This is a genomic window from Ruegeria sp. CDSC021, assembly GCF_059610845.1.
This window is the reverse complement of sequence record NZ_JBXWOK010000008.1, coordinates 90,781-116,122: the sequence shown is the minus strand read 5'-3', so window position 1 is coordinate 116,122 and position 25,342 is coordinate 90,781. Positions and strand designations below refer to the sequence as shown.

Below are 25,342 nucleotides of genomic sequence, written 5' to 3'. Positions count from 1 at the left end.
ATCAGTCATTATCAGAAAGCCCGGCCCCTGCACCCAGCAGGCGGGATTCCTCGGTTGCGGGGGCATAGGTGCGGTGGGCAAAGCGATTCAGCGTTGCCCAAGCCTGATCAGTCGGGGCGGCGCGGGTCTGATGTGGGCTGGGGCCTGTACGCTGTTCCCCCAGCGAAACCACCACCCTGCGCGCCTGGGCGGGTAAGGTATCTGGGGTCGACACGGAATACCCATCACATGCCGCCAGATGCCCATCACAATCAAGCACCACACAGCCCTTGAGTTCACGTGCCGCATAGGCAGCAAAGGGCAGTAACAGGGCAGGGATTGCAATGTTGGCCATCTCAACCGGTCCGGCGCGCAGCTGTTCGGCACAATCCGACAGCAAGGTGCCAGTGGCCAGAGGGCACAAAGCGCCCTTGCCCTGCCATGGGCCCTGCATCGCATCTGGTCTGTGATCTGCCGGCGCCGCAGCCAAACCCAAGTCCAGCAGGTGGGCCAGCTCTGCAGTCCCGTTCAGCCCATGCCCGCACAACCAGCGTGTGGCTTTGGCGGCCTCTTCTGCCAGACCCCAGGCATACCCTGCCCCTCGGGCAGCGCGTTTAGAGGTGGCTTCGATCTCGTTCAGTGAATAGGTCATTGCGGCAACTCCGGATAAACCCACAGATCGGCATTTTCCGACGTTAGCTCATCAGGATATGGTGCGCCGGAATACATGCAGATCCGCACCCAGCGGTCCGACCGGGGGTCAAAATGGGTTGCCCCAAAAAACGACAGCTTGGCCCGCAGCATGTCGATAGGCAGGACAGTGGCGCTAATCGTGTTGTCGTGGATTTCACCATAGGGGGCTACTCGGCTCATTTGAGCGCGGCGCAGGGTGTGGCGATGTTCAGGATGGCGCAGCAGAAACTCTGCAACGGAGGAGCGAGTATCCCATTCGGCAAGCGCCTTATACGCCATCGCGGCGTCACGGGCCGGGGCAAGGGGCTGTTCGTAACCGGATATCGGTTCCTCAAAGCGCTCACCCAGTCGCGGCTCCAGCTTCTCCTCGGAGACATACCAGGCCCGCGCACAGTTTTCCGCTGCGTTCCAATCCAGATCCAAGGCCCAGCCAAAACTGTTACTGATCAGATCGCGCGCAGCGCCTACCGACATTGATCCATCAATCACATGGGCACTTGAATTACTGTCGGCCATACAACAGCTCAGCCCATCGACCAATTCGCCATAGGGCTCAAGGATAAGCGAGGCGAGCAGTTCCTGGCCCTCCTCGCTCAGCGCGGATTGCGACCACAGGATCAACCGATCCCAGGGTTGGTTCTGCGTCAGATCATCCCTGTCCAGATACCCAGAGATTGCCTGCAGATCGTTGTTGAGCGCCGCCAGCTTATCGCGCTGGACCGGATGCTCAGACTGCCACCAGGACATCGAGAGTTTGCTACGATCATAGATGCCACGGAATTGACGGGCCTCATCTTCCGAGGCGGTCAAGAGCGACCGTACCCGGGCGATGGCCTCCTCTCGCGCCATGATCCAGTTATTGAACAAGATCGGATGGTTGACGATGAACGGGGCCATGCCCAGACCTGTGGAATTGCCAATGCCGAGCCAACTGGCGATCTGCGGATCTAACTGCGCGGTTTGACCGCCGCCCTTCACTTGGGCCATATGCTGCACCAGATCGCGCACAAAGGTCCGGGTCAGGTAGACCGACAACATCTCGGTCTGGAACGGGCCGTTGACCTCGGGGCGACTGGCTGTTTTCTCGCGATCTGCAGCCCCAAACTTGCCGGAACCATACACGGCGGTTGTCCGCATCAGGTAGCCAACCTGATAAATCTGTTCCAGATCGGGTTGTTGACCAGCGGCCAGACGGTCGACCACATGTGCCCACAGGCGGACTGACCGGTTGGCGCGCGACAATGACAGTTCTGTCTCGCTGACGCGCCCGGCCTCTTGCACTGGTACGTTTTGCGACAGGCGGTGAATATCATCCGCCGTCGGAATGCCGTCAAATAGCGCGAAGGTGGCATCCCAGGCCTCGGCGATGACCCGGTCCGAGCGTTTTTCGGGCGGCAGATCATGGGCAAACGCCACCAGAGAATATGCGTGATCAGGGCCTTGCGCGGTATAGACCGCATGGCCAACGCCGTGTTCGTCAATCTCGAACGCAGGGCGGGAAAAACTCCAGTTTTCCTGCGCCATACGGCGGGTCAGTTGCCGCATAAAGCTGAGACGGCATTGATGCAGCGAGCCCAGCCGCGACAGCCGCATGACCATCGCGGGATCACGTCTGACATTTTCAGTCTGCACGCGTGTATTCATAGTGTTACCCTTGTGGGACGAAGTTCTCGGCAAAGAACTGATACCAGTTCCTGCCCATGATCCCGGCCACTTCGTCATCGTTCAGGCCGGTCGCGCGTAACCCTTGTTCGATGTTCCCAAAATCTCGGTTGTCCTGAAACCAGCCCGGCATGGGCGGAAAGCCTGGTGCCGAAGCGGATCCCTCGCCATAGTCGATTTCCTTGGTCCAGCGGCCAACCCGCATCCATTCCACAATGCTGTCGGGTTGATCCTGACACAGGTCTGTGCCGATCCCCAGATGCTGCGCGCCGTATTTGTCGGCGGCGCGTGCGATCATCTCGCAAAAACTGTCCAGCGTGCAGTCGGATTTATCTTTCAGATGGTGGGGATAAACCGAAAAGCCAAGCATCCCGCCATTTTCCGTCACTGCACGAATGACATCGTCACGCTTGTTACGCAGCGCGGGCGACCAATCATACGGGTTCGCGTGAGTGATGGCTATGGGACGCTCGGACCATTCTGCGGCCTCGATGGTGGAACGGTCCGCCGAATGGCTCATGTCCACTACAAGACCTACGCGGTTCATCTCTTTGATCACCTGCTTGCCCATACGGGTGATGCCTGTGTCATCGGCCTCATAACAGCCGGTCGCCAGCAAGGACTGGTTGTTATAGGTCAGCTGCATGAAACGGGCGCCAAGATCGTGCAGGATTTCGACTAGCCCGATATCGTCTTCGATGGGCGAGGGGTTCTGAAAGCCAAAGAACACAGCCGTCCGTCCCGTTTTACGAGCCGTATCGATATCGCTGGCCCAGCGCCCTTTCATGATCAGGTCCGGGTATTGTTCGAACCAGCGGTTCCATTTCTCGAAATTCAGAACCGTTTCGCGAAAGTTCTCGTGGTACGAGATGGTGACGTGGATCGCGTCCACGCCCCCGTCACGCAGTTGGCGGAAAATCTTTTCCGACCAGTTGGCATATTGTAGCCCGTCGATCCGCATCACACGGGGCCCGCGCTGATATAGGCGGTTTTGACCGTGGTATAGAACTCGGCCGCAGCCTTACCCTGTTCGCGCGGCCCGTAAGAGCTGTCGCCGCGGCCGCCAAAAGGCACGTGGTAGTCGGTGCCTGCAGTGGGCAGGTTCACAGTCACAACACCAGTGCGCGCATTGCGACGGAAATGCGTGGCGCGGGCCAGCGATTTGGTCACGATGCCCGAGGTCAGGCCAAAGTTGGTGTCGTTGACGACGCTCAGCGCTTCGTCATAGCTGCCAACCTTGATGACACTGGTCAGGGGCGCGAACATTTCTTCGCGGTTGATGCGCATGTCGTTGTTGGTGTTCAGAAACACGCCCGGCGACATGTAGAACCCGTCATGAGGCATCTCCAGCCGGGTTCCGCCACAGGCCAGCTCGGCCCCTTCGGATTTGCCCAGATCAACATAGGCCAGGTTTTCGCTCAGCTGCTGTTGGCTGACGACGGGACCCATCTGCACGCCTTCCTCCAGCGCGTGGCCGACCTTCATCGCTTGCGCACCGGCCACCAGCTTTTCGACAAACGCGTCATGGATACCCGCATGCACGACAAGGCGCGAAGACGCCGTGCACTTCTGTCCGGTGCCGCCAAACGCTCCTCCCAATGCCAGAGTAACGGCCAGATCCAGATCGGCATCGTCCATCACTGCCAGCGCGTTTTTTGATCCCATTTCCATCTGAACTTTGGTCAGGTTCTGGATGGCGGCTGCTGCGATACCCTTGCCGACCGGGACTGACCCGGTAAAGGAAATTGCATTGACCTTGGGGCTTTCGACCAGGCGTTGCCCGATGCTGCGCCCCGAACCCATGACCAGACTGAACAGACCTTTGGGGATGTCCTGACGTTCGATGATTTCGGTCAGTGCGACAGCGGATGCCGGGGTGATGTTGGCGGGTTTCCACACAACCGCGTTGCCATAGCACAGTGCTGGAGCAATCTTCCAAGAGGCAGTCGCGGTAGGGAAGTTCCATGGGCTGATGATGGCGACAACACCGACAGCTTCGCGGCGAACGTCTACTTCGATATCGGGGCGCACAGAATCCGCGTTCTCACCGATTTGACGCAGGCATTCAGCTGCGTAATAGGTAAAGAACTGCCCGGCGCGGAACACTTCGCCTTTGCCTTCGGCCAGCGGCTTGCCTTCTTCGCGCGCCAAGAGCGTACCCAGTTCTTCGGCCCGGACCATCATTTCATTACCGATAGCGTTCAGAACAGCTTGCTTCCGTTCGATGCCATAGGCGGCCCATTCAGCCTGTGCAACACGGGCTTGATCCAGCGTCGCCTCAAGCTGGTCAGCGCTGGCCTGTGCAAACATGCCGACCAGATCGCTCAGGTCCGAAGGATTGCGGTTTTCGATTTCAGACTCACCTGCCAGCCATTCGCCAGCAATCAGATTCAGTTGTGTCACGTTACGCCCCAGTGCGATTTCATTTGACCTAGGATGGATTTTTTGGCGAACATCAGTCAAACTCAATTAAATGAAACAAATTGCAGAAAAACTGAAGTATGGCGATCAAGATTGAAACACTGCGCAGTTTTTGCACGGTTGTGCAGACTGGTAATCTGACCGAGGCCGCCGACCGTCTTGGGCGAACGCAATCGGCGGTGTCGATGACGCTGAAGCAGCTTGAGGAGCACCTGGGTAAGAAGCTGTTCGAGGGAGAGCGCAAAAACCGACTGTCAGAAGTGGGTCGGCAGGTTCATGATTTGGCTTTGAAGCAGGTCAGACAGTTCGATCAAACAGTTCAGGATATCGAGGCAATAGCCAGCGCAGAGTACGGGCTGTTGCGGATCGTGTCTGTGCCGTCGGTGGCGGCTCTTGCCTTTCCCAAGGTGCTGAGTCACATGAATAGCCATTTCCCCGATATCAGGATCGAGCTCCGCGATACCGATACACAGCAGGTACTGGACGCAGTTGTGCAAGGAAAAGCGGATATCGGTATTGCATCCGGGTATCTTGCGCTAAACGGGGTCACAGCCACGCCCTTGTTCGAAGACAGGTTTGGGGTGGTTTGCACGGCTGCACACCCGCTGGCACAGCAATCAGAGATGCCAACCATCGAACAGGTGGCTTCGGTCCCCTTCATACGCAATGCTCTGTGCGATTTGGTTCAGTCCCCGCGGTTTCACGCGGCGATTTCGAAGGCCGGTGTGACCATTCAGAACACCCATTCACTGATCGCATTGGTGCGCACCGAGGAATGGGTGACGGTTTTGCCGCAAACCGTTGCACGGTCTCTTCCTGAGGCTATCGTCTTCCGTCCTATCGCTGATCTCGAAGATCAAAGGCAGGTGTATCTTTATGTCTCGCAACGCTCGCGCTTTCAAACGCTGACGGACGCGTTTGGGGACTTCATCCTGAAGCAGGATCTTGTACTGGGATCTGAGGACTGACTGGATAAAATCTGTGCCCCTGTCTGAGATGGCGCCGCTTAGGGGATATTGATGGCAGACAAGCCCACTCAAGAATCGGCTGCACCTATTTCAGGCCTCATATCGACCAAGATCAGAATAAACCGAAACTAATATTCGAGAAAGACGCATATATTGATTTGTGGCATGTTGTTCTTGATGGGTCATGTGTCGGCATGTTTGAATTTTCCTGTCAAACCGGCGCGCCCGGTAACTGGCTAAGAAAGGGGGATGGAACGTCATCCCGATGTCGTTTGGTAGGCGTACCGCTGCCCATAGGGTAAGAAGAACAGCGCCACGAACGCCCAACACGGAGAAATAATATGAACAAACTCACTATGTTACTGGGAGGCGCGTCGATGATGGTCGCTGTGCCTGCTTTTGCTGCTGACATTGTGATCGGTGTGCCGAACTGGCCATCGGTAAATGCAACAGCGCACATTCTAAAGGTTGCGATCGAACAAAATCTGGGGCTAGAGGTCGAGCTTCAGAATGGCACCAACCCGATCGTGTTCGAGGCGATGGATTCCGGCGCCATGCACGTACACCCCGAAGTGTGGATGCCGAACCAGCAGAACCTGCATGACACCTATGTAACCGAAAAGGGTACAGTTACCTTCAATTCCAATGGCGTTGAGGCGTTTCAAGGAATGTGTGTCGACAAAGCGACCGCTGATGCCAATGATATTCGGTCCATTGACGACCTGACCAATCCCGACATCGCGGCACTGTTCGACAGCAATGGCGACGGGCAGGGCGAAGTATGGATCGGTGCCCCCGGCTGGGCGTCGACCAACGTCGAGAAAATCCGGGCCAAATCATATGGCTATGACCAGGTCATGGAACTGACCGAGATAGACGAAACCGTCGCCTATGCGAACCTTGATAACGCGATCAAAGCGGGTGAGCCTTGGGTGGGTTTCTGTTATACGCCGCATTACGTGTTTGAACTGCATGATCTTCAGATCCTGGAAGAGCCGGCCTATGACGCGGCAAAATGGAATGTCCTGCAGCCCACGGATGATCCGGATTGGCTGGAGAAATCCGAAGCAGGTGTCGCCTGGGATTTGGCCTATCTGCACCTTCACTATGCCAAATCTCTTGAGGATGAGTACCCCGAAGTTGCTCGGCTGTTGTCCAACATGAAACTGGATACTGCCGCTGTCTCGGCCATGACTTATGCGCTTGTCATAGATGGCAAAGAGCCGCTCGCATATGCCGAAGAATGGGTCGGTGCGAACGAAGATGCAGTTCTGAACTGGATGTCAGAGTGATCGGTAACGCTCGGAACTGAATTACAGATAGGCCGCCGGGAATGCCTGGCGGCCTGTTTTGCATTGAAGGGGCAAGTATGACCGAAACAGTCGTTAAGCTGACAGATGTCTGGAAGATTTTCGGTGCGCGGGCAGAAGAGGCCATGACCGCAGTACGGGATGAAGGGATTGGAAAGCCTGAAGTTCTTGAAAGGTATAATTGTGTGGTCGGCGTACAGGGTGCGTCTTTCGAAGTCCCGCGCGGCGAAATCTTCTGCATTATGGGTCTTTCGGGATCCGGGAAATCCACGCTGGTGCGCCACGTGAACCGCTTGATCGAGCCGACCTCAGGCAAGATCGAGATTCTGGGCCAGGACGTATCCAAAATATCCGAGGCTGAGCTGCGCCGTATCCGCGCGCAGCAGATCGGGATGGTTTTCCAGCATATGGCGCTGATGCCGCACCGATCTGTCAGAGACAATGTGGCCTATCCTTTGGAAATTCGAAAAGTGTCCAAATCCAAGCGCTGGGCCGTCTCGGACCATGCGCTGGGTTTGGTGGACCTGACCGGGTACGAAGATCGCCTGCCCAAAGAATTGTCGGGCGGGATGCAGCAGCGTGTTGGAATTGCCCGCGCGCTGGCCTCTGATCCGGAAATCCTGTTAATGGACGAGCCCTTTTCTGCGCTCGATCCGCTGATCAGGCTGCAGCTGCAGGACCAGTTCAAAGCGCTGGTCGCCCAGTTGCAGAAGACCACATTGTTCATCACCCATGATCTGGACGAAGCTATCCGCATTGGCCACCGAATTGCGATCATGAAAGATGGTGTCATCGTTCAGATTGGCACACCGGAAGACATCGTGATGAATCCGGCCGATGACTATGTGCGCGAGTTTGTTCAGGGCATATCCAAACTGAAACTGGTCAAGGCGCATTCAATCATGGAGCCACTGGACAGCTATTCCGGCCCGACCGACGGCGCGCCGCGCGCGGATGAGGGGGCCGATCTGGATCAGTTGATCGACCTGGCTGTCGACACGGACCTGCCGGTGATCATCACCGATGCAGGACAGGACGTGGGCGTCGTGACCAAACCGCGCCTGCTGCGCGGAATTCAGGGGGGCAAGAATGACTGATGTAACCACCGAAGTGAAAGTCACCGCCGCCTCGGATATCGAGGTCGACCATGAGGCACTGGATCGGTCCATTCACGAGTTTGCTGGTCCGAATGGGGACTATTACGTCAAGGCGTTTCACAAGATCCATGATGCAACCAGCGCGGTTCCGAATACGTTCAATCTCTGGGCCGGGGTTCTGGGGCCTTTGTGGTCAGCATCACGAGCCATCTGGGGGATGTTCTGGACCTTTCTGATCCTGGAAATCATCGCTTGGGTTCAGATCGGGCGTGGTGCCTGGGGCAATCCGGGCGCTGACATGGTGGAACGTGCCGAACGTCAGCAGGCACGCGCCGACGAGCTGCTGGCGCGGGCGGCCGATGCGACAGAGAAGGCCGATATTGACCGTTTCACCAAGCTGGCAGCGAATATACAGAAAGCCGCCGATGCCAGCTTTGGAAAAGCCGCGGCCGCGCAGTCTGAAGCGCTGAGCATCATGATCACCGGATTGCTGATGCTGCTGGTCTTCAAACTGGCACAGGGCTTCTATGCCGACCGCGTCTATGAAAAACAGTATTCAAAATGGCGGACCGATCCGGACAGTACCGAAAGTGGCCAGTCCAGGCGAAATATGGTGCTGGGGGCTGTGCTTGTTGCGGCGATTGGGCCGTTGATCGTCTACAAATTCACGGTCAATGCTTCGCTGGCCATGTTGGATGCATTCCCCGAAAAAGAAGTGTCCGCACTGATATTGGGTGAGGGCGGCGGGACCCTGTTTTCAAACCTTGCAAGCTGGATGGAGGCGCAGATAGATGCGGCCGCTCTTGCTGGCGGGGACGTATTCGATGGGATTGTCGCTGGGGTTCGGTCGGTTCTGGATGCCCTGACCATTGCGCTGATCGGGTCGCCTTGGCCGGTTGTGATGCTGGTGATATGTGTGACGGCTTGGCGGGCTGCAGGCCCCCGAGTGGCGATCTTCACGGCGTCTTCATTGGCCTATATCGCCTTGCTGGGATATTGGGATGTGGCGATGGAAACCGTGGCGCTGGTCGGTGCGGCGGTGCTGTTATGCGTTGTTTTTGGCATTCCACTGGGCATTTGGTTTGGCAAGTCCAGGCGTGCCTACCGCGCGGCAGAGCCCGTGCTGGACTTGATGCAGACTTTGCCGGCCTTCGTCTATCTGATCCCGATTATCGCCTTCTTTGGCACCGGCAACCCGCCCGGCATTCTGGCCACGATCATCTTTGGCATGCCGCCGGTCATCCGACTGACCGCGCTGGGCATGCGCGGAGTGCCCGACAGTATCAAAGAGGCTGCTGTGGCTTTTGGGGCCTCGAAATGGCAATTGCTGAAGGATGTCGAGATACCTCTGGCCTTGCCGTCGATCATGACCGGGGTGAACCAGACTATCCTGATGTGCCTATCGATGGTGGTGATCATTTCGCTGATCGGTGGCGGAGGGCTGGGCAAGGAAATCCTTGAGGCGTTGCAATATGCAGCCAAGGGGCCCGGCCTGTTGGGCGGCTTTGCCATTTTGTTCCTTGCTATGGTCATGGACCGTATTGTTCAGGGCGCATTTCGGCGAGAAGACGAAAGAATCTGAACTTCTATGCCCTCTGCTCAGGCCGGGGGCATTTTTTTACCGGAGGATGAAATGGTCGACCGCTATGAGCAGTCCATGATGGACAATTTGTACTGGTGGGGCATACCGACGATGTTTCGCTGCCCCAATATCGGACCCGAGGGGCAGGATATTGCACTTGTCGGTGTGCCGCATTCGACCGGAAACGGGACAACCGAAAGGGATCAGCATCTGGGCCCGCGCGCCTTGCGGAATGTCTCGGCGGTACAGCGCAGGGTCCATTCGGTTTTTGAGATCGACCCCTGGAGCCGCGCGAAGATTGCCGATGTCGGCGATGTACCCTTCCCGCGCGCCAACGATAACGAAGACTGCATCGAACGCATTACCGCCTTTTACAAGGACATAGATGCGGCAGGTGCGCGCCCGGTATCCGTTGGCGGTGACCACTCCATTACCGGCGGGATCGTACAGGCGCTAGGATGTGGGAAGCTGGCCGGAGGAGAGCCGATCAGTTTTCTGCACCTGGATGCCCATACGGATGTGTTTACAAAGGTCGATCACTTTTTGGGGGCAAAGAAGTCGGCCGCTCATTGGGGGGCTTATCTGGCCGATCAGGGGCAGGTTGATCCTACCTGTTCGATGCAGATCGGCCTGCGAGGCCATCCGCGCAGCCTGGACTGGTTGCAGCCGTCCTACGACTACGGGTACAACATCGTCACCATGCGCGAATTTCGTCAGCGCGGGCTGGCCGATGTGGTGGCGCAGACCAAAGAGGTTCTGGGTGACCGGCCGGTCTATATCACCTTCGATCTGGATTGCCTTGACCCGACTATTGCCCCGGCGGTGTCCAATCTGGAGCCGGGCGAGAAGGGGTTCGACATTGATGAGGCCGTGGGCATTCTGCGCGCCGCGCGCGGCTTGAACATTGTCGGCGGTGACGTTGTTTGCATGATGCCCACCAAGGACAGCCCCAACGATATCACCGCCCTGACCGCAGCGGCGGTGATGTTCGAGATGATCTCGATGATCGCCGAAAACACCGGTTAGCGGCGGGCGTCCACAGCCTCTGCCAGAACACATAACAGCTCGAACATCAGTGAGATGCCCAGCCAGGCCGTGCCCCCAGCGGCATCGAAGGGGGGTGCGACCTCGACCAGATCAGCACCAACCAGATTGACACCGCTTAACTGGCGGATCACCTGCTGCGCCTGAAAACTGTTCGGCCCGCCGATCTCTGGCGTGCCGGTGCCGGGGGCATAGGTGGGGTCCACAAAGTCGATGTCATAGGTGCAATAGGTCTGACCTGTTCCGACGATCTCCCGCACCTCCGCCATGACATCGTCAATGCCGCGGTCGAACAGTTCTTCGATGCGGATGATGCGGATGCCCTGTGCCTCGGCCCAATCGATATCTTCTGTGTTATAGGCCGTACCGCGTATGCCGACTTGGACAAAGCGCTTGGGGTCCACAAGGCCCTCTTCAACGGCACGACGAAACGGTGTGCCATGGGTGTATTTGTAGCCACCGAAATAGCTGTCGAACAGGTCGGTGTGGCTGTCGAATTGAATAAGGCCCAATGGCTCCGACTTGGCCAGAGCGCGCAAGACGGGCAGGGTGGTCAGGTGGTCGCCGCCTGCGGTTAGCGGCGTTATGCCCCGTTCGGTCAGATCGTCATAGAAAGACGTGACTCGGTTCATGGTGTCTTCGATGTCCACCGGGTTCGGCGCGACATCACCCAGATCGGCGCAATTCACCATGGCAAAAGGAGCTACACCGGTGACCGGGTTCATTGCGCGGATCATGGTCGAATAGTCGCGCAACTGCCGAGGCCCATGCCGCGCGCCTGGGCGGTTTGTGGTGCCGCCATCCCACGGGATCCCGATGATCCCAATATCAACTTCGTTGATCCGGTCGTCTTTGGGGGTCAGTCCGGGAAGGCGCATGAACGTGGGGACGCCGGCGAAACGCGCAAGCTCCATTGCCGAGACCGGCTGAAAGAAGGGGTTTGTCATGAGGGCCTCATCTGAGTGTATGTGCTGCAAGCCTACTGGCTAGAGTCGGTCGACGTAAGTCTAATAGAGAATGCGAAACCGTCTGCGGATTTCAGCGTCCTGTTCTTCGGTCAGGTATTGCGGATGATGTCGTGCCAGGATGTCCTTTGCGTGCCGGCGGGCAACCGTCCACGCATCTGCGGCCCCTTCGGTCTGCCATGTCCGGGGTTCGTTCCGGTCAGCCAGCGCTGGATAGAAGTAGTCCCGTTCCATCGCAGCATAGGTGTGGGCGCTTCCCAGAAAATGACCGTCGCCCAGTACCGCATGACAAATGGCGTCGAATCCCAGGTTTTCGTCGGTCACTTCGATGCCGCGCAAAGCGCGATAGGTGTGAGAGTGCATTTCGTCGTCAAGGACGAACCCTTCGAAACTGACGCCCAGCAACGAAGCGGTCATGCCCGAGCTTTCGTAGATCAGATTGCCGCCAGCCAGCGCCGCAGCGAGCGAGGTCATTCCTTTCTCGGCCCCGTACTGTGCGTCGATAGCTTTGGCATCAGTCATCGAGGCGGCCACTCCCGAAGGCAGCCCCAGTGCGTTAGTGATCTGTGCCGACGCCGCGTTCAGGATGGCGGTCTCACCGCTGCCACCTGCGAAGGATCCTGTGCGTAAATCAACAATGAAAGGCCAGTTCGAAAACACCATCGGAAACCCAGGCTTGATCGCGTTGACCATAACAAGGCTGGCCAGTGTCTCGGCCAAAGACTGCGCCAGAAACCCGGCGAGTGTCGCGGGTGCTGTGGCGCCCGCCTGTGCGGCTGTAATGCAGGACATCGGGATATTATGTGCGATACATTCATAGACAACATCCACCGCATCCTCGCCATAGCGCAGCGGTGAAATCACCGGGCTGATATGGGCCTTCAGAAACGGCCGCTTAGCGAACTCACCCGGCCCGCCTGCAACGATGTCGAGCATTTCGACGATCGGGGCCACATGTTCGGCAAGGGTAAACGACGTGGCAATCGGTTTGGTGGTATTGCGAACCAGAGCGTAAACCGTGTTCACGTCCAGATCGAAAACATCTGGCAGATCAGTCGCGACACAGCAGCGCGTAAACCAGCTGACATTGGCCAGCGTATCCTGAAGCCGCGTGAAATCATGCAGATCGGCCAGCGTGGATGGGCGATAGTGGCCGCTCTCCAGATCCAGCGTCTGCACCGCCGCACCGCCGGTGCCAAAGAACACACGATTTCCGCCCACTTCGATCGAGCGCGCTTCGTCCCGGCCATGAAAGGAGAAAGTCTTGGCAGCGGACCCAATAGCGTCTTCAACCAAGTTTCGAGGAAATAGCAGCCGCCCTTGCTGTCCGGTTTGTGCACCGGCTGACCGCAGGTCGTTGGCCAGCCTGTCCGGGACCTCGCCCATGCCCAGAGTTTCCAGAAGCCTTAAGGCGGTATTGTATATTTGTTTGACTTCGGACTGTGTCAAAGGTTGAAAGCGACCACCGGCTTGCCCGGGGGGGCACGGATCTATGGCGGGCTCTGCTGCGCGTTGCGCAAGACGCGCATTTCGACCGCTTCTTTTACTGCCCTTTGACAACGCCCAATCCTTTTCATGTCAGAATTCCCGGAACCGTAAAAGGCGATGCGGGGTCTCTGCAAAAGGGAAATGCGCCTTTCAGAATCCTCAATCGTAGTTTCGATTTTTCAGCACAAGCCATTCGTAAGCTGTTGCGAAGACCCGTTTTCAGCAAAACCTATTGGGGTTCAGAGGAGCAAAGCCAATGAAGTCGCGGACAAAAGTAGTGGTAATTGGTGGCGGGATCGCAGGGTGCTCAACTCTGTATCACCTGACGCAAGAAGGATGGGCAGATGTCGTCCTGGTCGAACGAAACGAGTTGACCTCTGGTACCACCTGGCATTCAGCCGCGCAGGTGACGAATTTTGGAACAAACCAGACCATGGTTGGACTGAAATCCCATTCGATCAAACTGTACCAAGACCTGTCTGCGAATCCCGACTATCCCATCAATTACCACCATGGTGACGGCGGAATCAGGTTGGCGAACACCCAAGCACAAATGCAGGGATACCGTCATTTCGCTTCGATGGCCCGGGGGATGGATGTCCATTTCGAGGTTATTGATGCCGAAGAATGCGCTCGGCGGCACCCTCTGATCTCGACCGAAAACCTAATTGGCGGGCTGTGGGATCCTTTGGACGGGGATATTGATCCGGCTCAGCTGTGTCAGGCGTTGGCCCGGGCTGCACGTTTGGCCGGGGCTGAAGTGTACCGGAATACCCCGGTTGTCGGGTTGATCCAGCACAAGGATGACACCTGGACGGTACAGACCGAACACGGTGATATCGACTGTGACATCGTGGTGAATGCCTGCGGATATCGTGTGAACGAAGTGGGCGCCTTGATGGGAGTGCACCACCCCGTGGCCTCGATGGAGCATCAGTATTTTCTGACGGAAGAAATTCCTGCAATCCGCGATGCCGGCAACCGAATGCCTTTGCTGCGATGTCCGATCAGCGATTTCTACTGTCGACAAGAAAAGAACGGCCTCTTGCTGGGGTTCTATGAACAGGACTGCAAGACCTGGGGCATGGACGGGATCGATCCAAATTTTGTAAATGCGCTTTGCCCGGACGATCTGGACCGCGTGTCGGACGTACTGGAAGGCGCTTTTGCTCGGATGCCTGCGCTGTTAGAGGCCGGGATTCACACGGTCGTCAACGGGCCGATAACCTATACGATTGATGGTGCACCACTTGTCGGGCCGATCCCGGGCAAGCGCAACGCCTTCTGTATTATCGGCCTGCGGGCTGGATTGGGTGAGGGCGGTGGCCATGGTTGGCTGTTGGCCCAGCAGATTGTGCATGGAGAGGCCTGTTATGACACCTGGTGCCTGGACCCGCGCAGGTTCACCGACCATGCGAATGTCGAACTGACGGCATTGAAGGCGGTTGAGGATTATCAAAACGAATTTCGCTTTCACCTCCCGCATGAACACCGCCCTGCAGGAAGGCCCGCCAAGACCACTGCTTTGACCCCGGTTCTAGCGGCCGAGGGCGCCGAATTCACTGTCGTCAATGGATGGGAAAGGGTGGATTACATCAAGCCTGACCCCAGCTTTGAACCGACCCTCAGTTTCGATTTTGACGAAACCTATGATCTGGTCGGGGCCGAGGTGGCAAATGTTCAGTCCAATGTCGGGTTGTCCGAGGTGAATGGTTTCAACCGTATCGAGATTACCGGCGCGGATCGGCATGCCTTTCTGGATCGTCTGTTTTGCGGTGCTGTCACGCGCCGCGACGGCAGGATTGGGCTGGGCTATCTTTTGAACCATCACGGGATGGTCAAAGCCGAAGCGACTGTGGCGAACCTGCCCGCCAGCGATCGCGGCCCTGCCCGGGTCTGGTATGGCTCCGCGGCGGCAAGTGAATTCCACGATATGGATTGGCTAAAGCAGAACCGCCACCTCGATGAAGACGTGCATTTACGCAGTCTGACCAACGACTACACCATTCTGATCCTTGCCGGCCCGAAATCACGTGATGTGCTGGCGTCCTGCGCGCGCGGTGATTGGTCCCCGCTGGCTTTTCCATGGCTGAGCGTCAGGGAGTGCTTTGTTGGGTTCGCTCAGGCAACGGTGATGGCGGTAAGTTTTTCTGGCGAACTGGCATATGAAATCCACGTTCCCAACCCTTCGCTTTATAGCGCATATCTGGCGCTGCGGCGGGCTGGAGAGCACTTCGGCCTCAAGCTGTTTGGCGCTCGGGCGATCGACTCCATGCGGATGGAAAAGACGTTCCTGCACTGGAAGGCTGATTTGATCACCGAGTTTGATCCTTTTGAAACAGGTCTGAATCGGTTTGTGAGGTTGGAAAAGGGCGACTTCATCGGGCGCGATGCCCTGCTGAACCGTGATGCTTATGGGCCGCGGAGAAAACTCGTGCCGCTCCGGTTGGAAACCGAACAGGGATCTGCCCATGCCGGAGCTTCGCTGATGCTGGGTGACACGGTTGTCGGAACAATCACCTCGGGCGAGTGGGGGCACCGCACCGGCCTCAATCTTGCCCATGGATTTGTCGATCCGTCACTTGCAGAAATCGGGTGCAAGATAGAGTTGGATCACTGTGGAAAACGGGTCAACGCAACCGTGATCGCACCTTCGCCCTATGACCCGGACCATAGCAGGCTCCGGGCTTGACGCAGAACGGGTTGCAAGTTCATCATTGCAATGAGGGGCGTTCTTTGTTTCGCTAGTTTTGATGTAATCGAAACAACGGACTGTAAATGTGCCAAAGTCGCTAAGCCTCCGCTGGCTGGAAGTTTTTCAGTTGGTCGCAAAGTCAGGATCGATCCAACAGGTCGCATCGGAAACCGGTTTGTCTATCAGCACAGTTTCCAATCACCTACGAAGCCTTGAGACCGCGTTGGGCATTGATTTGGTGGATCACGGGCGTCGTCCAATGGGTCTGACACCTGCCGGTGAAGTCTATGCGCGCCATGTCCGCGATGGGCTGATCGTTTTGAAAAAGGCCGAGGCGGAGATCCGGTCGGGTAACTGGCGCCATGCGACGGATTTGAGGCTGGCACTGATTGATGATTTCGACAATCAAATCTCGCCAGACTTGTTTCGGTTTCTTGCGCATGCTTTGCCGCGCTGCAGTTTTCGGCATTTCACACGCCCCAGCCATGAGATCATTGCCAAGTTACAGGAACACAAGCTGGATGCAGGGGTGGCGACCCGACCGTTCGAACGGACCGAGGGCCTGATCGAATACCCGTTGATGCGCGACCCTTTTATCGTTGTTTTGCCCGGCGGGTTCAGTGGCATGCCCGAGGAGATGTTTTCATCAAACGCAGAATTGCCGTTGCTGCGCTATTCGCGTGATTACGTGATCGGCAAGCAAATTGAGATACAGCTCAGGCGAGGTAAATTTGATCTGCCCAACAGGTTCGAACTGGAATGCAATCAGTCGATCATAGGATTGGTCGCTGAAGGCACCGGTTGGACCATTACCACGGCCGCAAGTTTTCATAGGGCCCACAGATTTCACGACCAAGTTCGGGTGGTGCCATTTCCCGGCCGAAACTTTGTAAGAACAGTGTCTTTATTCACGACCGACGTATACCCCGAGACCACTTCGAAGCTAATCCAAAGAGCGATGGGAAAGCTCATCCGTCAACATTTTACCGACCCGATGTGCGCAAGTCACGCCTGGTTGAAAGGTGAGTTTCGCACCATGGAAAACGAGGCCGCCTGAAGTCAGCCGGGGCGCCCCAGCGATTGGCGTTCGACCAAATTGGTTCGCAACTGTACATTGCAACTTTCGGTGGGCTTTTCGATCAACCCAACCAGTTCCAGCGCAGCCCGTCGACCCATCTCGCGATGTGGGACATGCACGGTCGTCAAACCTGGATCGGTGATCTGCGCCAGTTCGATATCGTCAAACCCTGTGACGGATACGTCTTGAGGAACTCTAAGCCCCATCTCCTTGGCCCGGCGCGACGCACCGATAGCCAGAACATCGTTCCCGCACAGCACCGCTGTTGGTCGATCTTGCCGAGACATCAGACGGGAAAACGCCTCTGCCCCGTTTTCGATTTCATATGGCGTTTCTACGATCGTCAGCCGGTCATTTGGGATATTGTTGCGGCGCATTGCTTCTTGCACCCCTTCGATCCTCAGGCGGGCACGGTCGTTTCCGGTGCTGACACCAGAAATCATACCCAGGGTCCGGTGACCCAGCTTGATCACTTGATTTGCCAGTTCGGCCATGGCCGCACGGTTGTCAAATCCGACCGAAGGGACTGGTGCGTCTGCCTGAAACGACCACGCTATCAGAACCGGAATCCTGCGTTTTGCGAGATAGTCATAGATCCGCGAGTCTCGATCATGCCCGATCAGCAGCAACCCATCCGCCCCCCGTGCGACCAGGTTGCGTATCTGCTCTTCTTCGATCTCAGGCTGATAGGCCGAACTAGAGACAAGCAGGGTATAGCCATGCTGGCGCAGCTCTTCCTGAAAGGCCTGAAGTCCACGCGCAAAGATCGCGTTTTCCATGGTGGGAATGATGGCGCCGATGGTGTGCGACCGTCTGGCAGCCATAACACGCGCGGCAAAATTCGGCGTGTATCCCAAAGCGTCAACGGCAGACTGAACCCGATCACGCGTAGCCTGCACCACCAGGTTCGGAGAATTGAGGCAACGTGAAACCGTGGCGGTCGATACGCCCGCGAGTTTCGCAACATCCTCCAGGGTCGGTGCAGTTTTTGCCTTTGGCATTGTCAAACCTGAAATTTGATTTTGCAAATATGTGTAAGCTCTGCGCCGTTCAGGTGAAAGCGAAATGTAACCGCTTACAGAGATTGATTGCTTTGTCGCAGGCAAACCGGTGCTGGCTTGGCTCAGGAAAATACCAACCCGTCGCGAATTTGTGGTTGGTTATTCAGAATATATAAACTTCAAGTATAAAATATTTTTACTTGAAGGGATGCGCCACCTGGTCTAGCGTTTCAGGTAAAGCTGCGAATGGGGGAAGGTAACGATGCGTGTTGCATGTCTCGGCGGCGGGCCGGCTGGCCTCTATTTCGGGATTTCAATGAAGCTCCGCGATCCGGATGCCGAAGTGGTTGTTATCGAGCGAAACCGCCCGGATGACACCTTTGGCTGGGGCGTCGTGTTGTCTGATGAGACGCTGGATAATCTTGCCGCCAATGACGCAGCCAGCGCGACGGTGATACGTAAACACTTTGCCTATTGGGATGACGTAGCACTTGTGCATAAAGGTCAGCGCACCGTGTCCAGCGGCCACGGATTTTGCGGGATCGGACGCAAGCAACTGCTGCTCATTTTGCAAGACCGAGCGCGCGAGCTTGGTGTCGAGATGCGCTTTGAGACCGAGGCGGCATCAGCCTCGGACTATATGATGAACTACGACGTCGTTGTGGCTTCGGACGGGCTGAACTCCAAGTCACGGGCCGAGTTCGCAGATGTTTTTCGACCCGATATAGACCAACGACGGTGTCAGTTCGTCTGGCTGGGTACGCATCAGAAGTTTGACGACGCCTTCACCTTTATTTTTGAGGAAACGCCAAAGGGCTGGGTCTGGGCACATGCCTATCAGTTCGACCGGGATACGGCGACTTTCATCGTGGAATGCTCGCAACAGACCTTCGATGCTTTTGGGTTTGGTGAGATGACCAAGCAAGAGTCCATCGCTTTGTGCGAAGACATTTTCAAAGATCATTTGGGCGGCCATCCCTTGATGAGCAATGCCAGTCATATCCGCGGCTCGGCCTGGCTGCGGTTTCCTAGGGTCTTGTGCGAAAAATGGAGTTACAAAAACCTGGTATTGCTGGGAGATGCCGCAGCGACCGCACATTTTTCCATTGGCTCGGGAACAAAGCTGGCACTGGAAAGCGCTATAGCGCTGGCTGACTTCGTCCATAAAGAAGATACGCCTGAAGCGGCTTTCGCGCGGTATGAGGACGAGCGTCGTCTTGAAGTGTTGCGCCTGCAATCGGCAGCGCGGAACTCGGTCGAATGGTTCGAGAATGTCGAACGTTACCTCGATCAGGATTCGGTTCAGTTGAATTACGCGATGCTGACACGGTCTCAGCGGATCAGCCACGAGAACCTGCGCCAACGCGATGCCAACTGGCTGGGGCATGCCGAGGCCTGGTTCATGCAGCAGTCTGGGGGCGCTGTTGATGGTATGGCCCGGCCCCCGATGTTTGCGCCATTTCGCCTGCGGGGGATGCAGTTGAAGAACCGGATCGTAGTGTCACCCATGGCACAGTACAAGGCGGTTCATGGGTGCCCGGTTGACTGGCACCTGATCCATTACGGTGAAAGGGCCAAAGGTGGCGCCGGGCTGGTATACACCGAAATGACCTGTGTCAGCGCCGAAGGCCGGATCACCCCAGGATGCCCGGGGCTTTATGAGCCCGAACACGAGGCCGCATGGGCTCGACTCACCGAATTTGTCCATGCGGAAACCGACGCCAAAATATGCTGTCAAATCGGCCATTCGGGCCGCAAAGGTTCAACCTGCATCGGGTGGGAAGGAATGGACCAGCCGCTGAAGGAAGGAAACTGGCCTTTGATATCAGCTTCGGCCATCCCTTGGTCCGACGGTAACGCTGTGCCCAGCGCGATGGATCGTGCAGATATGGATAGGGTCACGTCCCAATTTGTGACAGCAGCCCGGATGGCAGATCGTGCTGGGTTTGACATGATCGAGCTGCATGCGGCGCATGGCTACCTCATCTCGTCCTTTATCTCTCCTTTGTCGAACACGCGCGACGACATGTATGGGGGCAGTCTTGAAAACCGTATGCGTTATCCGCTTGAAGTTTTTTCAGCTATGCGGACGACCTGGCCCAAAGATAAGCCGATGGCGGTGCGCATTTCTGCCAATGACTGGGTCGGACCTACTGGCGTGACGCCGCAACAAGCTGTGGATATAGCGGCGATGTTCGATGCGGCGGGTGCAGATATCGTGGACGTTTCCGCCGGGCAGACTTCGACCGATGCTAACCCGGTTTACGGCCGTATGTTCCAGACCCCTTTCGCGGACCGCATTAGAAACGAATGCGGCATCAGTACTATGGCGGTGGGGAACATCTATGAAGCCGATCACGTAAATTCGATTCTCATGGCCGGTCGTGCAGATCTGGTGTGCCTTGCCCGGCCTCATCTGGACGATCCGTACTGGACCTTGCACGCGGCTACGGCGTTGGGGGATCGGCAGGAAACTTGGCCCCGCCCCTATGAAGCCGGGCGGGATCAGGCTTGGCGCCTGGCAGATCGCAAGGCGGAAACGGCGGGTGAAGTATGAAACATGTCGTCATAACCGGCGGCGGCACCGGCGTTGGTGCGGCTATAGCCCAAGATTTCGCGAATGGCGGAGCAGCCGTTACCATTTTGGGCCGTACAGAGGCCAAGCTGCAGCAGCAAGCCTTGCCGTATGTCCTTTGTGATGTGACCGATGACAAGCAGGTCCGAGCTGCTATTGAAACAGCACGGGCAGAACGCGGCCCGATTTCAATAGCGATTGCGAACGCCGGCGCGGCCCATTCGCTTCCGTTTCATCGGATGACAGCCGATGATCTGCGGACCCTGACGGATGTGAATCTGGTGGGTGTTTTCAATTTATGGCAGGCGGTTTTGCCTGACATGCAAGCCGCTGGAACGGGCCGTCTGATTGCCATCGCGTCCACCGCCGGATTGAAGGGCTATCCTTATGTTTCCGGCTATTGTGCGACAAAACATGCGGTGGTCGGGCTGACGCGGTCTCTGGCGGGCGAACTTGCGGCGACAGGCATCACCGTCAATGCGGTTTGCCCGGGGTTTGTGGAAACGCCGATGCTGGATCGCTCGATTGCGAACATCGTCGAGAAGACGGGAATGAGCGCGGAAAATGCGGTGAAAAGCCTGAAAAAGATAAACCCACAGGGTCGTTTCATCCAGGTCGAAGACGTAGCAGGTGCCGTGAGGTGGTTGTGCTCGGATGCGGCAAATTCAGTCAACGGCCACGCGCTTAGCCTGTCCGGAGGCGAGATATGAACCCAAACCCGCTTCAAGCACCATTGGAAGATCCATCCAAAGAGAGGTTGCGGTTATGGCTGCGGCTGCTCAAGACCACGCGTGGCATCGAGGCAGCACTAAGAGAGAACCTCAGGGTAGAGTTTGACACGACACTGCCGCGTTTTGACGTGATGGCAGCCCTGTCGCGGTTCGAAGATGGGCTGAAGATGAGCGAAATCTCGGGTGCGCTGCGCGTTTCGAACGGGAATGTGACCGGAATCGTGGATCGGCTGGCTGATGACGGCCTGCTAGTGCGCGTACCTGTGCCTGGGGATCGTCGTGCCCATCGCGTACGCATGACACAAAAAGGATGCGAGGAATTCGCACGTCAGGCCGCGGCGCATGAGGCGTGGATATCCGATATGCTTGGCCAGTTTTCCGCCGAGGACGCCCGCACTCTGACAACCGAACTCACTATTTCGGAGGAAATCGATGGCCAGTGACGTCAAACATTTTCGCTGCGAAATCCGGAACCGAGTTGCAACGATTGCACTGAACCGACCAGAGCGTAAGAACCCTTTGACCTTCGACAGCTATGCCGAACTACGTGATTGGTTCAGGGATCTGGTCTATTCAGAAGAGGTAGATGCAGTGGTGTTCGCCTCAAATGGTGGAAATTTCAGCTCGGGCGGCGATGTGCACGATATCATCGGTCCGCTAACGCGCATGAAGATGAAGGACCTGTTGCTCTTCACGCGAATGACCGGAGATCTCGTCAAGGCGATTGTGAATTGTGGCAAGCCGGTGATTGCTGCGGTGGACGGTATTTGCGTGGGGGCCGGGGCCATCATCGCTATGGCTGCGGATTTGCGTATCGCCACCCCGCAGGCCAAATGTGCATTCCTGTTCACGCGGGTGGGGCTGGCAGGGTGCGATATGGGGGCCTGCGCCATCCTGCCTCGTATCATCGGGCAGGGGCGTACGGCCGAACTGCTCTATACCGGACGCAGCATGACCGCTGATGAGGGGCTTTCCTGGGGGTTCTACAATGCGGTGGTTGATCCATCCGAGCTTGACGCTACCACGCAATCTCTGGCTGACCGTATCGTGGCTGGCCCCAATTTTGCGCATATGATGACCAAGACCATGCTGGCGCAGGAGTGGTCTATGTCGATCGAACAGGCAATCGAAGCAGAGGCGCAGGCCCAGGCGATCTGTATGCAAACCGGAGATTTTGAACGCGCCTACAAGGCCTTTGTTGCAAAAGACAAACCAGTATTCGAGGGCGATTGATGGCAGATCAGAGCTTTCTTTCGTGGCCATTCTTTGACCCTCATCACCGGGGCTGGGCGGATCGGGTGCAAGAGGTTGCTCGGGGACTGACTATTGACCATGGCGACCCGGACCAGGCTTGTCGCGATCTGGTCCGCCAGCTGGGCGACGCTGGGCTGCTGCAGCCTACTTCGGACGAAAGCGGCCATTTGGATGTCAGGACGCTGTGCCTCAGCCGTGAAACACTTGCTCGCCATGATGGGTTGGCCGATTTCGCCTTTGCAATGCAGGGGCTTGGAACCGGTGCGATCTCGTTGTTCGGCTCAAAAGGCCAAAAGGCGCATTGGCTGCCGAAAACGCGCTCTGGTCAGGCTATCGCGGCCTTTGCATTGACTGAACCTCAATCGGGGTCGGATGTGGCAAATTCGACAATGACGGCTATCCGTGATGGCAACGACTTTGTCCTGAACGGTGAAAAGACATGGATATCGAACGGGGGTATCGCAGATGTCTACACCCTGTTCGCCCGTACTGGCGAGGCACCCGGGGCCAAAGGGTTGTCAGCTTTTATCATCACTCCTGATCTGAAGGGTTTCGAAGTTGTCGGGCGCCTGGACACAATCGCGCCACACCCATTGGCGACATTGCGTTTCAATGATGTGCGTGTGCCGGCTAGCGCGATGATCGGTCAAGCTGGCGCAGGATTTCGTATTGCAATGTCTGTGCTGGACCTGTTCCGCCCGACGGTGGCCGCCGCTGCGCTGGGATTTGCACGACGCGCGCTGGATGAGGCGCTGACACGGGTATCGGAACGGCAGGTGCAAGGCGCCCCGTTGTTTGAATTGCAGATGGTGCAGGGGCACATCGCCGAGATGGCATTAGATGTCGATGCTTCGGCGCTTTTGATCTATCGGGCAGCGTGGGCCAAGGACAGCGGAGCGGCGCGCATTACACGTGAGGCGGCGATGGCCAAGCTGTTTGCTACCGATCAGGCGCAGTTGATTATCGACAAGGCGGTTCAGTTGTTTGGTGGCGATGGGGTGCGTTCTGGGATGGCGGTTGAATCTCTGTACCGAGAAATCCGTGCCTTGCGCATCTACGAGGGCGCCTCGGACGTTCAAAAAGTAATCATTGCACGTCAGACGATGGCCGCGCACATGGAGGGAAGGTGATGCTTGGACCGTCTGCACATACCGACACGTTCAGCCGCGATAACCTGCCCCCCCAGGATCAGTGGCCCGACTTCCTGTTGGCGGGTTTTGCATATTCCGATCATGTGAATGCAGCATATGAGCTGACCGATGCCATGGTTGCCAAGGGCTTTGGTGATCATACCGCTTTGATCGGCAATGGTCGGCAACGAACATATAAAGAGCTCAGCGACTGGACCAACAGGCTGGCACATGTATTGGTCGATGACTTGGGGGTCGAGCCGGGAAACCGGGTGCTGATCCGATCGGCTAACAATCCGGCAATGGTTGCGTGCTGGCTTGCCGCAACCAAGGTGGGAGCGGTTGTCGTCAATACTATGCCGATGTTGCGCGCTGCAGAACTGACGAAAACTGTCGATAAGGCGGAAATCCAGTTTGCATTATGTGATACCCGGCTGATCGACGAAATGCAGTCCTGCGCCAGTGATAGCCGGTTCCTGCAGCGGGTCGTCGGGTTCGACGGAACTTCAAACCACGATGCCGAGCTTGATCGTCTTGCACTTGAAAAGCCGGTACAGTTCGATTGCGTTAAAACCGGGCGCGACGACGTGGCCTTGTTGGGTTTCACCTCCGGCTCGACAGGTGAACCCAAGGCCACCATGCATTTTCACAGAGATATTCTGATCATTGCCGACAGCTATGCGCGTGAGGTGTTGCAGGTCGTTCCGGAGGACGTTTTTGTTGGTTCTCCACCTTTGGCCTTCACATTCGGGTTGGGTGGTTTGGCGGTGTTTCCGTTGCGGTTCGGCGCGACTGCAACCCTGTTAGAACAAGCCTCGCCTGCGGGCATGATCGAGATAATCAAAAAATACAAAGCGACTGTCTGTTTCACTGCGCCGACCGCCTATCGGGTCATGCTGCAGGCGATGGATGACGGTGTTGATCTGTCTAGTCTGCGTGCGGCCGTGTCGGCGGGCGAGACCTTACCGCAGCCAATCTATGACGAGTGGATTTCCAAGACAGGCAAACCAATGCTCGACGGGATCGGCGCGACCGAGATGTTGCACATCTTTATTTCAAACCGGTTTGACGATCACCGCCCGGCCAGTACCGGCAGGCCGGTAACCGGATATGAGGCCAAAGTGTTAAACCCAGACGGAACTGAAGCTGCAGTTGGAGACATCGGACGCCTGGCTGTTCGTGGTCCGACAGGGTGCCGGTATCTGAATGATAAGCGGCAGGCGGGATATGTAACAGATGGATGGAATATCACTGGTGACAGCTTTCATCGGGACGCGGAGGGGTATTTTCATTTTTCTGCGCGCAATGACGACATGATTATCTCGGCCGGATACAACATCGCCGGACCCGAAGTCGAAGCCGCACTTCTGGCGCATGAGGCAGTTGCGGAATGCGCGGTGATCGGCGTCCCAGATGCTGAAAGGGGTCATATTGTCCAAGCACATGTTGTTCTGGCTTCAGGTACGGCTGATGACGCTATGCGCGAAGCCCTTCAGGCTCATGTGAAATCTATGATTGCCCCGTATAAATACCCGCGCTCGATCCGGTTCTGCGATGGTTTGCCCAAAACCGCGACCGGAAAAATCCAGCGTTTCCGACTGAAATCATGATCAATGTATCTAGAATATAGCGGACAGAAAGAATGTAAGAAAAAGACCGAATTGCCAAA

General features: G+C 56.8%; 20 protein-coding genes. 13 read left to right on the top strand and 7 right to left on the bottom strand.

Annotated features, from left to right (window positions below; all coding sequences use genetic code 11):
• Position 1 precedes the first annotated feature (1 nt).
• Genes AC2FGB_RS13555 through AC2FGB_RS13540 form a run of 4 tightly spaced genes read right to left on the bottom strand, consistent with a single transcriptional unit; the run spans position 2 to position 4,737 of the window.
• Positions 2-631 carry a DUF3726 domain-containing protein gene (locus AC2FGB_RS13555; RefSeq protein ID WP_496690022.1) on the bottom strand — a complete coding sequence of 210 codons (630 nt, stop codon included), beginning with the start codon at positions 629-631 and terminating at the stop codon, positions 2-4.
• Positions 628-2,316: a hypothetical protein gene (locus AC2FGB_RS13550; protein ID WP_496694022.1), complete on the bottom strand. Its 1,689-nt coding sequence runs from the start codon at positions 2,314-2,316 to the stop codon at positions 628-630. The genes AC2FGB_RS13555 and AC2FGB_RS13550 overlap by 4 nt, the downstream gene beginning before the upstream one ends.
• A gap of 4 nt (positions 2,317-2,320) precedes the next feature.
• Positions 2,321-3,295, bottom strand: a complete 975-nt coding sequence (locus AC2FGB_RS13545) for a membrane dipeptidase (protein WP_496690020.1) — start codon at positions 3,293-3,295, stop codon at positions 2,321-2,323.
• A complete protein-coding gene (locus AC2FGB_RS13540; RefSeq protein ID WP_271949981.1) occupies positions 3,295-4,737 on the bottom strand; it encodes an aldehyde dehydrogenase family protein in 1,443 nt (480 codons plus the stop codon). The genes AC2FGB_RS13545 and AC2FGB_RS13540 overlap by 1 nt, the downstream gene beginning before the upstream one ends.
• A gap of 98 nt (positions 4,738-4,835) precedes the next feature.
• On the opposite strand from AC2FGB_RS13540, the gene AC2FGB_RS13535 reads away from it, so the two are divergent.
• The 5 genes from AC2FGB_RS13535 to AC2FGB_RS13515 all read left to right on the top strand — a co-directional run bounded on the left by AC2FGB_RS13535 (position 4,836) and on the right by AC2FGB_RS13515 (position 10,738).
• Complete coding sequence (locus tag AC2FGB_RS13535) at positions 4,836-5,723, top strand: LysR family transcriptional regulator (protein ID WP_142637763.1); 888 nt, start codon at positions 4,836-4,838, stop codon at positions 5,721-5,723.
• A 341-nt stretch (positions 5,724-6,064) separates the two neighbouring features.
• Positions 6,065-7,015: an ABC transporter substrate-binding protein gene (locus AC2FGB_RS13530; protein ID WP_142637765.1), complete on the top strand. Its 951-nt coding sequence runs from the start codon at positions 6,065-6,067 to the stop codon at positions 7,013-7,015.
• A gap of 77 nt (positions 7,016-7,092) precedes the next feature.
• Entirely contained in the window at positions 7,093-8,130 is a 1,038-nt protein-coding gene (locus AC2FGB_RS13525) for a quaternary amine ABC transporter ATP-binding protein (RefSeq protein WP_142637767.1), read from the top strand.
• A complete protein-coding gene (locus AC2FGB_RS13520; RefSeq protein ID WP_271949986.1) occupies positions 8,123-9,712 on the top strand; it encodes an ABC transporter permease in 1,590 nt (529 codons plus the stop codon). The genes AC2FGB_RS13525 and AC2FGB_RS13520 overlap by 8 nt, the downstream gene beginning before the upstream one ends.
• A 51-nt stretch (positions 9,713-9,763) precedes the next feature.
• Entirely contained in the window at positions 9,764-10,738 is a 975-nt protein-coding gene (locus AC2FGB_RS13515; RefSeq protein ID WP_496690019.1) for an arginase family protein, read from the top strand.
• Here the strand turns inward: AC2FGB_RS13515 and speB are convergent.
• On the bottom strand, positions 10,735-11,703 hold the full coding sequence (gene speB, locus AC2FGB_RS13510) for an agmatinase (RefSeq protein WP_496694021.1): 969 nt from the start codon (positions 11,701-11,703) through the stop codon (positions 10,735-10,737). The genes AC2FGB_RS13515 and speB overlap by 4 nt on opposite strands.
• Before the next feature lie 60 nt (positions 11,704-11,763).
• Positions 11,764-13,281: a trimethylamine methyltransferase family protein gene (locus AC2FGB_RS13505; protein ID WP_142637775.1), complete on the bottom strand. Its 1,518-nt coding sequence runs from the start codon at positions 13,279-13,281 to the stop codon at positions 11,764-11,766.
• A 184-nt stretch (positions 13,282-13,465) separates the two neighbouring features.
• Between AC2FGB_RS13505 and AC2FGB_RS13500 the strand changes: the two genes are divergently transcribed.
• Entirely contained in the window at positions 13,466-15,901 is a 2,436-nt protein-coding gene (locus AC2FGB_RS13500) for a GcvT family protein (protein ID WP_496694020.1), read from the top strand.
• Between the two features lie 88 nt (positions 15,902-15,989).
• Positions 15,990-16,961: a LysR family transcriptional regulator gene (locus tag AC2FGB_RS13495; protein ID WP_142637779.1), complete on the top strand. Its 972-nt coding sequence runs from the start codon at positions 15,990-15,992 to the stop codon at positions 16,959-16,961.
• A gap of 2 nt (positions 16,962-16,963) precedes the next feature.
• Here AC2FGB_RS13495 and AC2FGB_RS13490 read toward each other — a convergent pair whose 3' ends face one another.
• Entirely contained in the window at positions 16,964-17,983 is a 1,020-nt protein-coding gene (locus AC2FGB_RS13490) for a LacI family DNA-binding transcriptional regulator (protein ID WP_281973175.1), read from the bottom strand.
• Positions 17,984-18,245: 262 nt separating this feature from the next.
• Between AC2FGB_RS13490 and AC2FGB_RS13485 the strand changes: the two genes are divergently transcribed.
• The 6 genes from AC2FGB_RS13485 to AC2FGB_RS13460 are packed head-to-tail and all read left to right on the top strand — an operon-like array spanning position 18,246 to position 25,283.
• Entirely contained in the window at positions 18,246-20,540 is a 2,295-nt protein-coding gene (locus tag AC2FGB_RS13485; RefSeq protein ID WP_496694019.1) for a bifunctional salicylyl-CoA 5-hydroxylase/oxidoreductase, read from the top strand.
• Positions 20,537-21,268: an SDR family NAD(P)-dependent oxidoreductase gene (locus AC2FGB_RS13480; RefSeq protein ID WP_496694018.1), complete on the top strand. Its 732-nt coding sequence runs from the start codon at positions 20,537-20,539 to the stop codon at positions 21,266-21,268. The genes AC2FGB_RS13485 and AC2FGB_RS13480 overlap by 4 nt, the downstream gene beginning before the upstream one ends.
• Complete coding sequence (locus AC2FGB_RS13475) at positions 21,265-21,732, top strand: MarR family winged helix-turn-helix transcriptional regulator (RefSeq protein WP_142637787.1); 468 nt, start codon at positions 21,265-21,267, stop codon at positions 21,730-21,732. The genes AC2FGB_RS13480 and AC2FGB_RS13475 overlap by 4 nt, the downstream gene beginning before the upstream one ends.
• Positions 21,722-22,522, top strand: a complete 801-nt coding sequence (locus AC2FGB_RS13470; RefSeq protein ID WP_496694017.1) for an enoyl-CoA hydratase family protein — start codon at positions 21,722-21,724, stop codon at positions 22,520-22,522. The genes AC2FGB_RS13475 and AC2FGB_RS13470 overlap by 11 nt, the downstream gene beginning before the upstream one ends.
• Positions 22,522-23,673: an acyl-CoA dehydrogenase family protein gene (locus AC2FGB_RS13465; protein WP_496694016.1), complete on the top strand. Its 1,152-nt coding sequence runs from the start codon at positions 22,522-22,524 to the stop codon at positions 23,671-23,673. Before AC2FGB_RS13470 ends, AC2FGB_RS13465 begins: the two co-directional genes overlap by 1 nt.
• The gene (locus AC2FGB_RS13460) at positions 23,673-25,283 is read left to right on the top strand and encodes an AMP-binding protein (RefSeq protein ID WP_496694015.1); all 1,611 of its coding nucleotides are present in this window, start codon (positions 23,673-23,675) and stop codon (positions 25,281-25,283) included. The genes AC2FGB_RS13465 and AC2FGB_RS13460 overlap by 1 nt, the downstream gene beginning before the upstream one ends.
• The last annotated feature ends 59 nt before the right edge of the window (positions 25,284-25,342 follow it).

What these genes read in the sequence shown, in the direction of transcription:
- AC2FGB_RS13535 (WP_142637763.1), top strand. Translation starts at nt 4,836, where the DNA reads ATGGCGATCAAGATTGAAACACTGCGCAGTTTTTGCACGGTTGTGCAG.
- AC2FGB_RS13555 (WP_496690022.1), bottom strand. Translation starts at nt 631, where the DNA reads ATGACCTATTCACTGAACGAGATCGAAGCCACCTCTAAACGCGCTGCC.
- AC2FGB_RS13460 (WP_496694015.1), top strand. Translation starts at nt 23,673, where the DNA reads ATGCTTGGACCGTCTGCACATACCGACACGTTCAGCCGCGATAACCTG.
- AC2FGB_RS13475 (WP_142637787.1), top strand. Translation starts at nt 21,265, where the DNA reads ATGAACCCAAACCCGCTTCAAGCACCATTGGAAGATCCATCCAAAGAG.
- AC2FGB_RS13525 (WP_142637767.1), top strand. Translation starts at nt 7,093, where the DNA reads ATGACCGAAACAGTCGTTAAGCTGACAGATGTCTGGAAGATTTTCGGT.
- AC2FGB_RS13520 (WP_271949986.1), top strand. Translation starts at nt 8,123, where the DNA reads ATGACTGATGTAACCACCGAAGTGAAAGTCACCGCCGCCTCGGATATC.
- AC2FGB_RS13515 (WP_496690019.1), top strand. Translation starts at nt 9,764, where the DNA reads ATGGTCGACCGCTATGAGCAGTCCATGATGGACAATTTGTACTGGTGG.
- AC2FGB_RS13530 (WP_142637765.1), top strand. Translation starts at nt 6,065, where the DNA reads ATGAACAAACTCACTATGTTACTGGGAGGCGCGTCGATGATGGTCGCT.
- AC2FGB_RS13550 (WP_496694022.1), bottom strand. Translation starts at nt 2,316, where the DNA reads ATGAATACACGCGTGCAGACTGAAAATGTCAGACGTGATCCCGCGATG.
- AC2FGB_RS13470 (WP_496694017.1), top strand. Translation starts at nt 21,722, where the DNA reads ATGGCCAGTGACGTCAAACATTTTCGCTGCGAAATCCGGAACCGAGTT.
- AC2FGB_RS13500 (WP_496694020.1), top strand. Translation starts at nt 13,466, where the DNA reads ATGAAGTCGCGGACAAAAGTAGTGGTAATTGGTGGCGGGATCGCAGGG.
- speB (WP_496694021.1), bottom strand. Translation starts at nt 11,703, where the DNA reads ATGACAAACCCCTTCTTTCAGCCGGTCTCGGCAATGGAGCTTGCGCGT.
- AC2FGB_RS13485 (WP_496694019.1), top strand. Translation starts at nt 18,246, where the DNA reads ATGCGTGTTGCATGTCTCGGCGGCGGGCCGGCTGGCCTCTATTTCGGG.
- AC2FGB_RS13465 (WP_496694016.1), top strand. Translation starts at nt 22,522, where the DNA reads ATGGCAGATCAGAGCTTTCTTTCGTGGCCATTCTTTGACCCTCATCAC.
- AC2FGB_RS13480 (WP_496694018.1), top strand. Translation starts at nt 20,537, where the DNA reads ATGAAACATGTCGTCATAACCGGCGGCGGCACCGGCGTTGGTGCGGCT.
- AC2FGB_RS13490 (WP_281973175.1), bottom strand. Translation starts at nt 17,983, where the DNA reads ATGCCAAAGGCAAAAACTGCACCGACCCTGGAGGATGTTGCGAAACTC.
- AC2FGB_RS13545 (WP_496690020.1), bottom strand. Translation starts at nt 3,295, where the DNA reads ATGCGGATCGACGGGCTACAATATGCCAACTGGTCGGAAAAGATTTTC.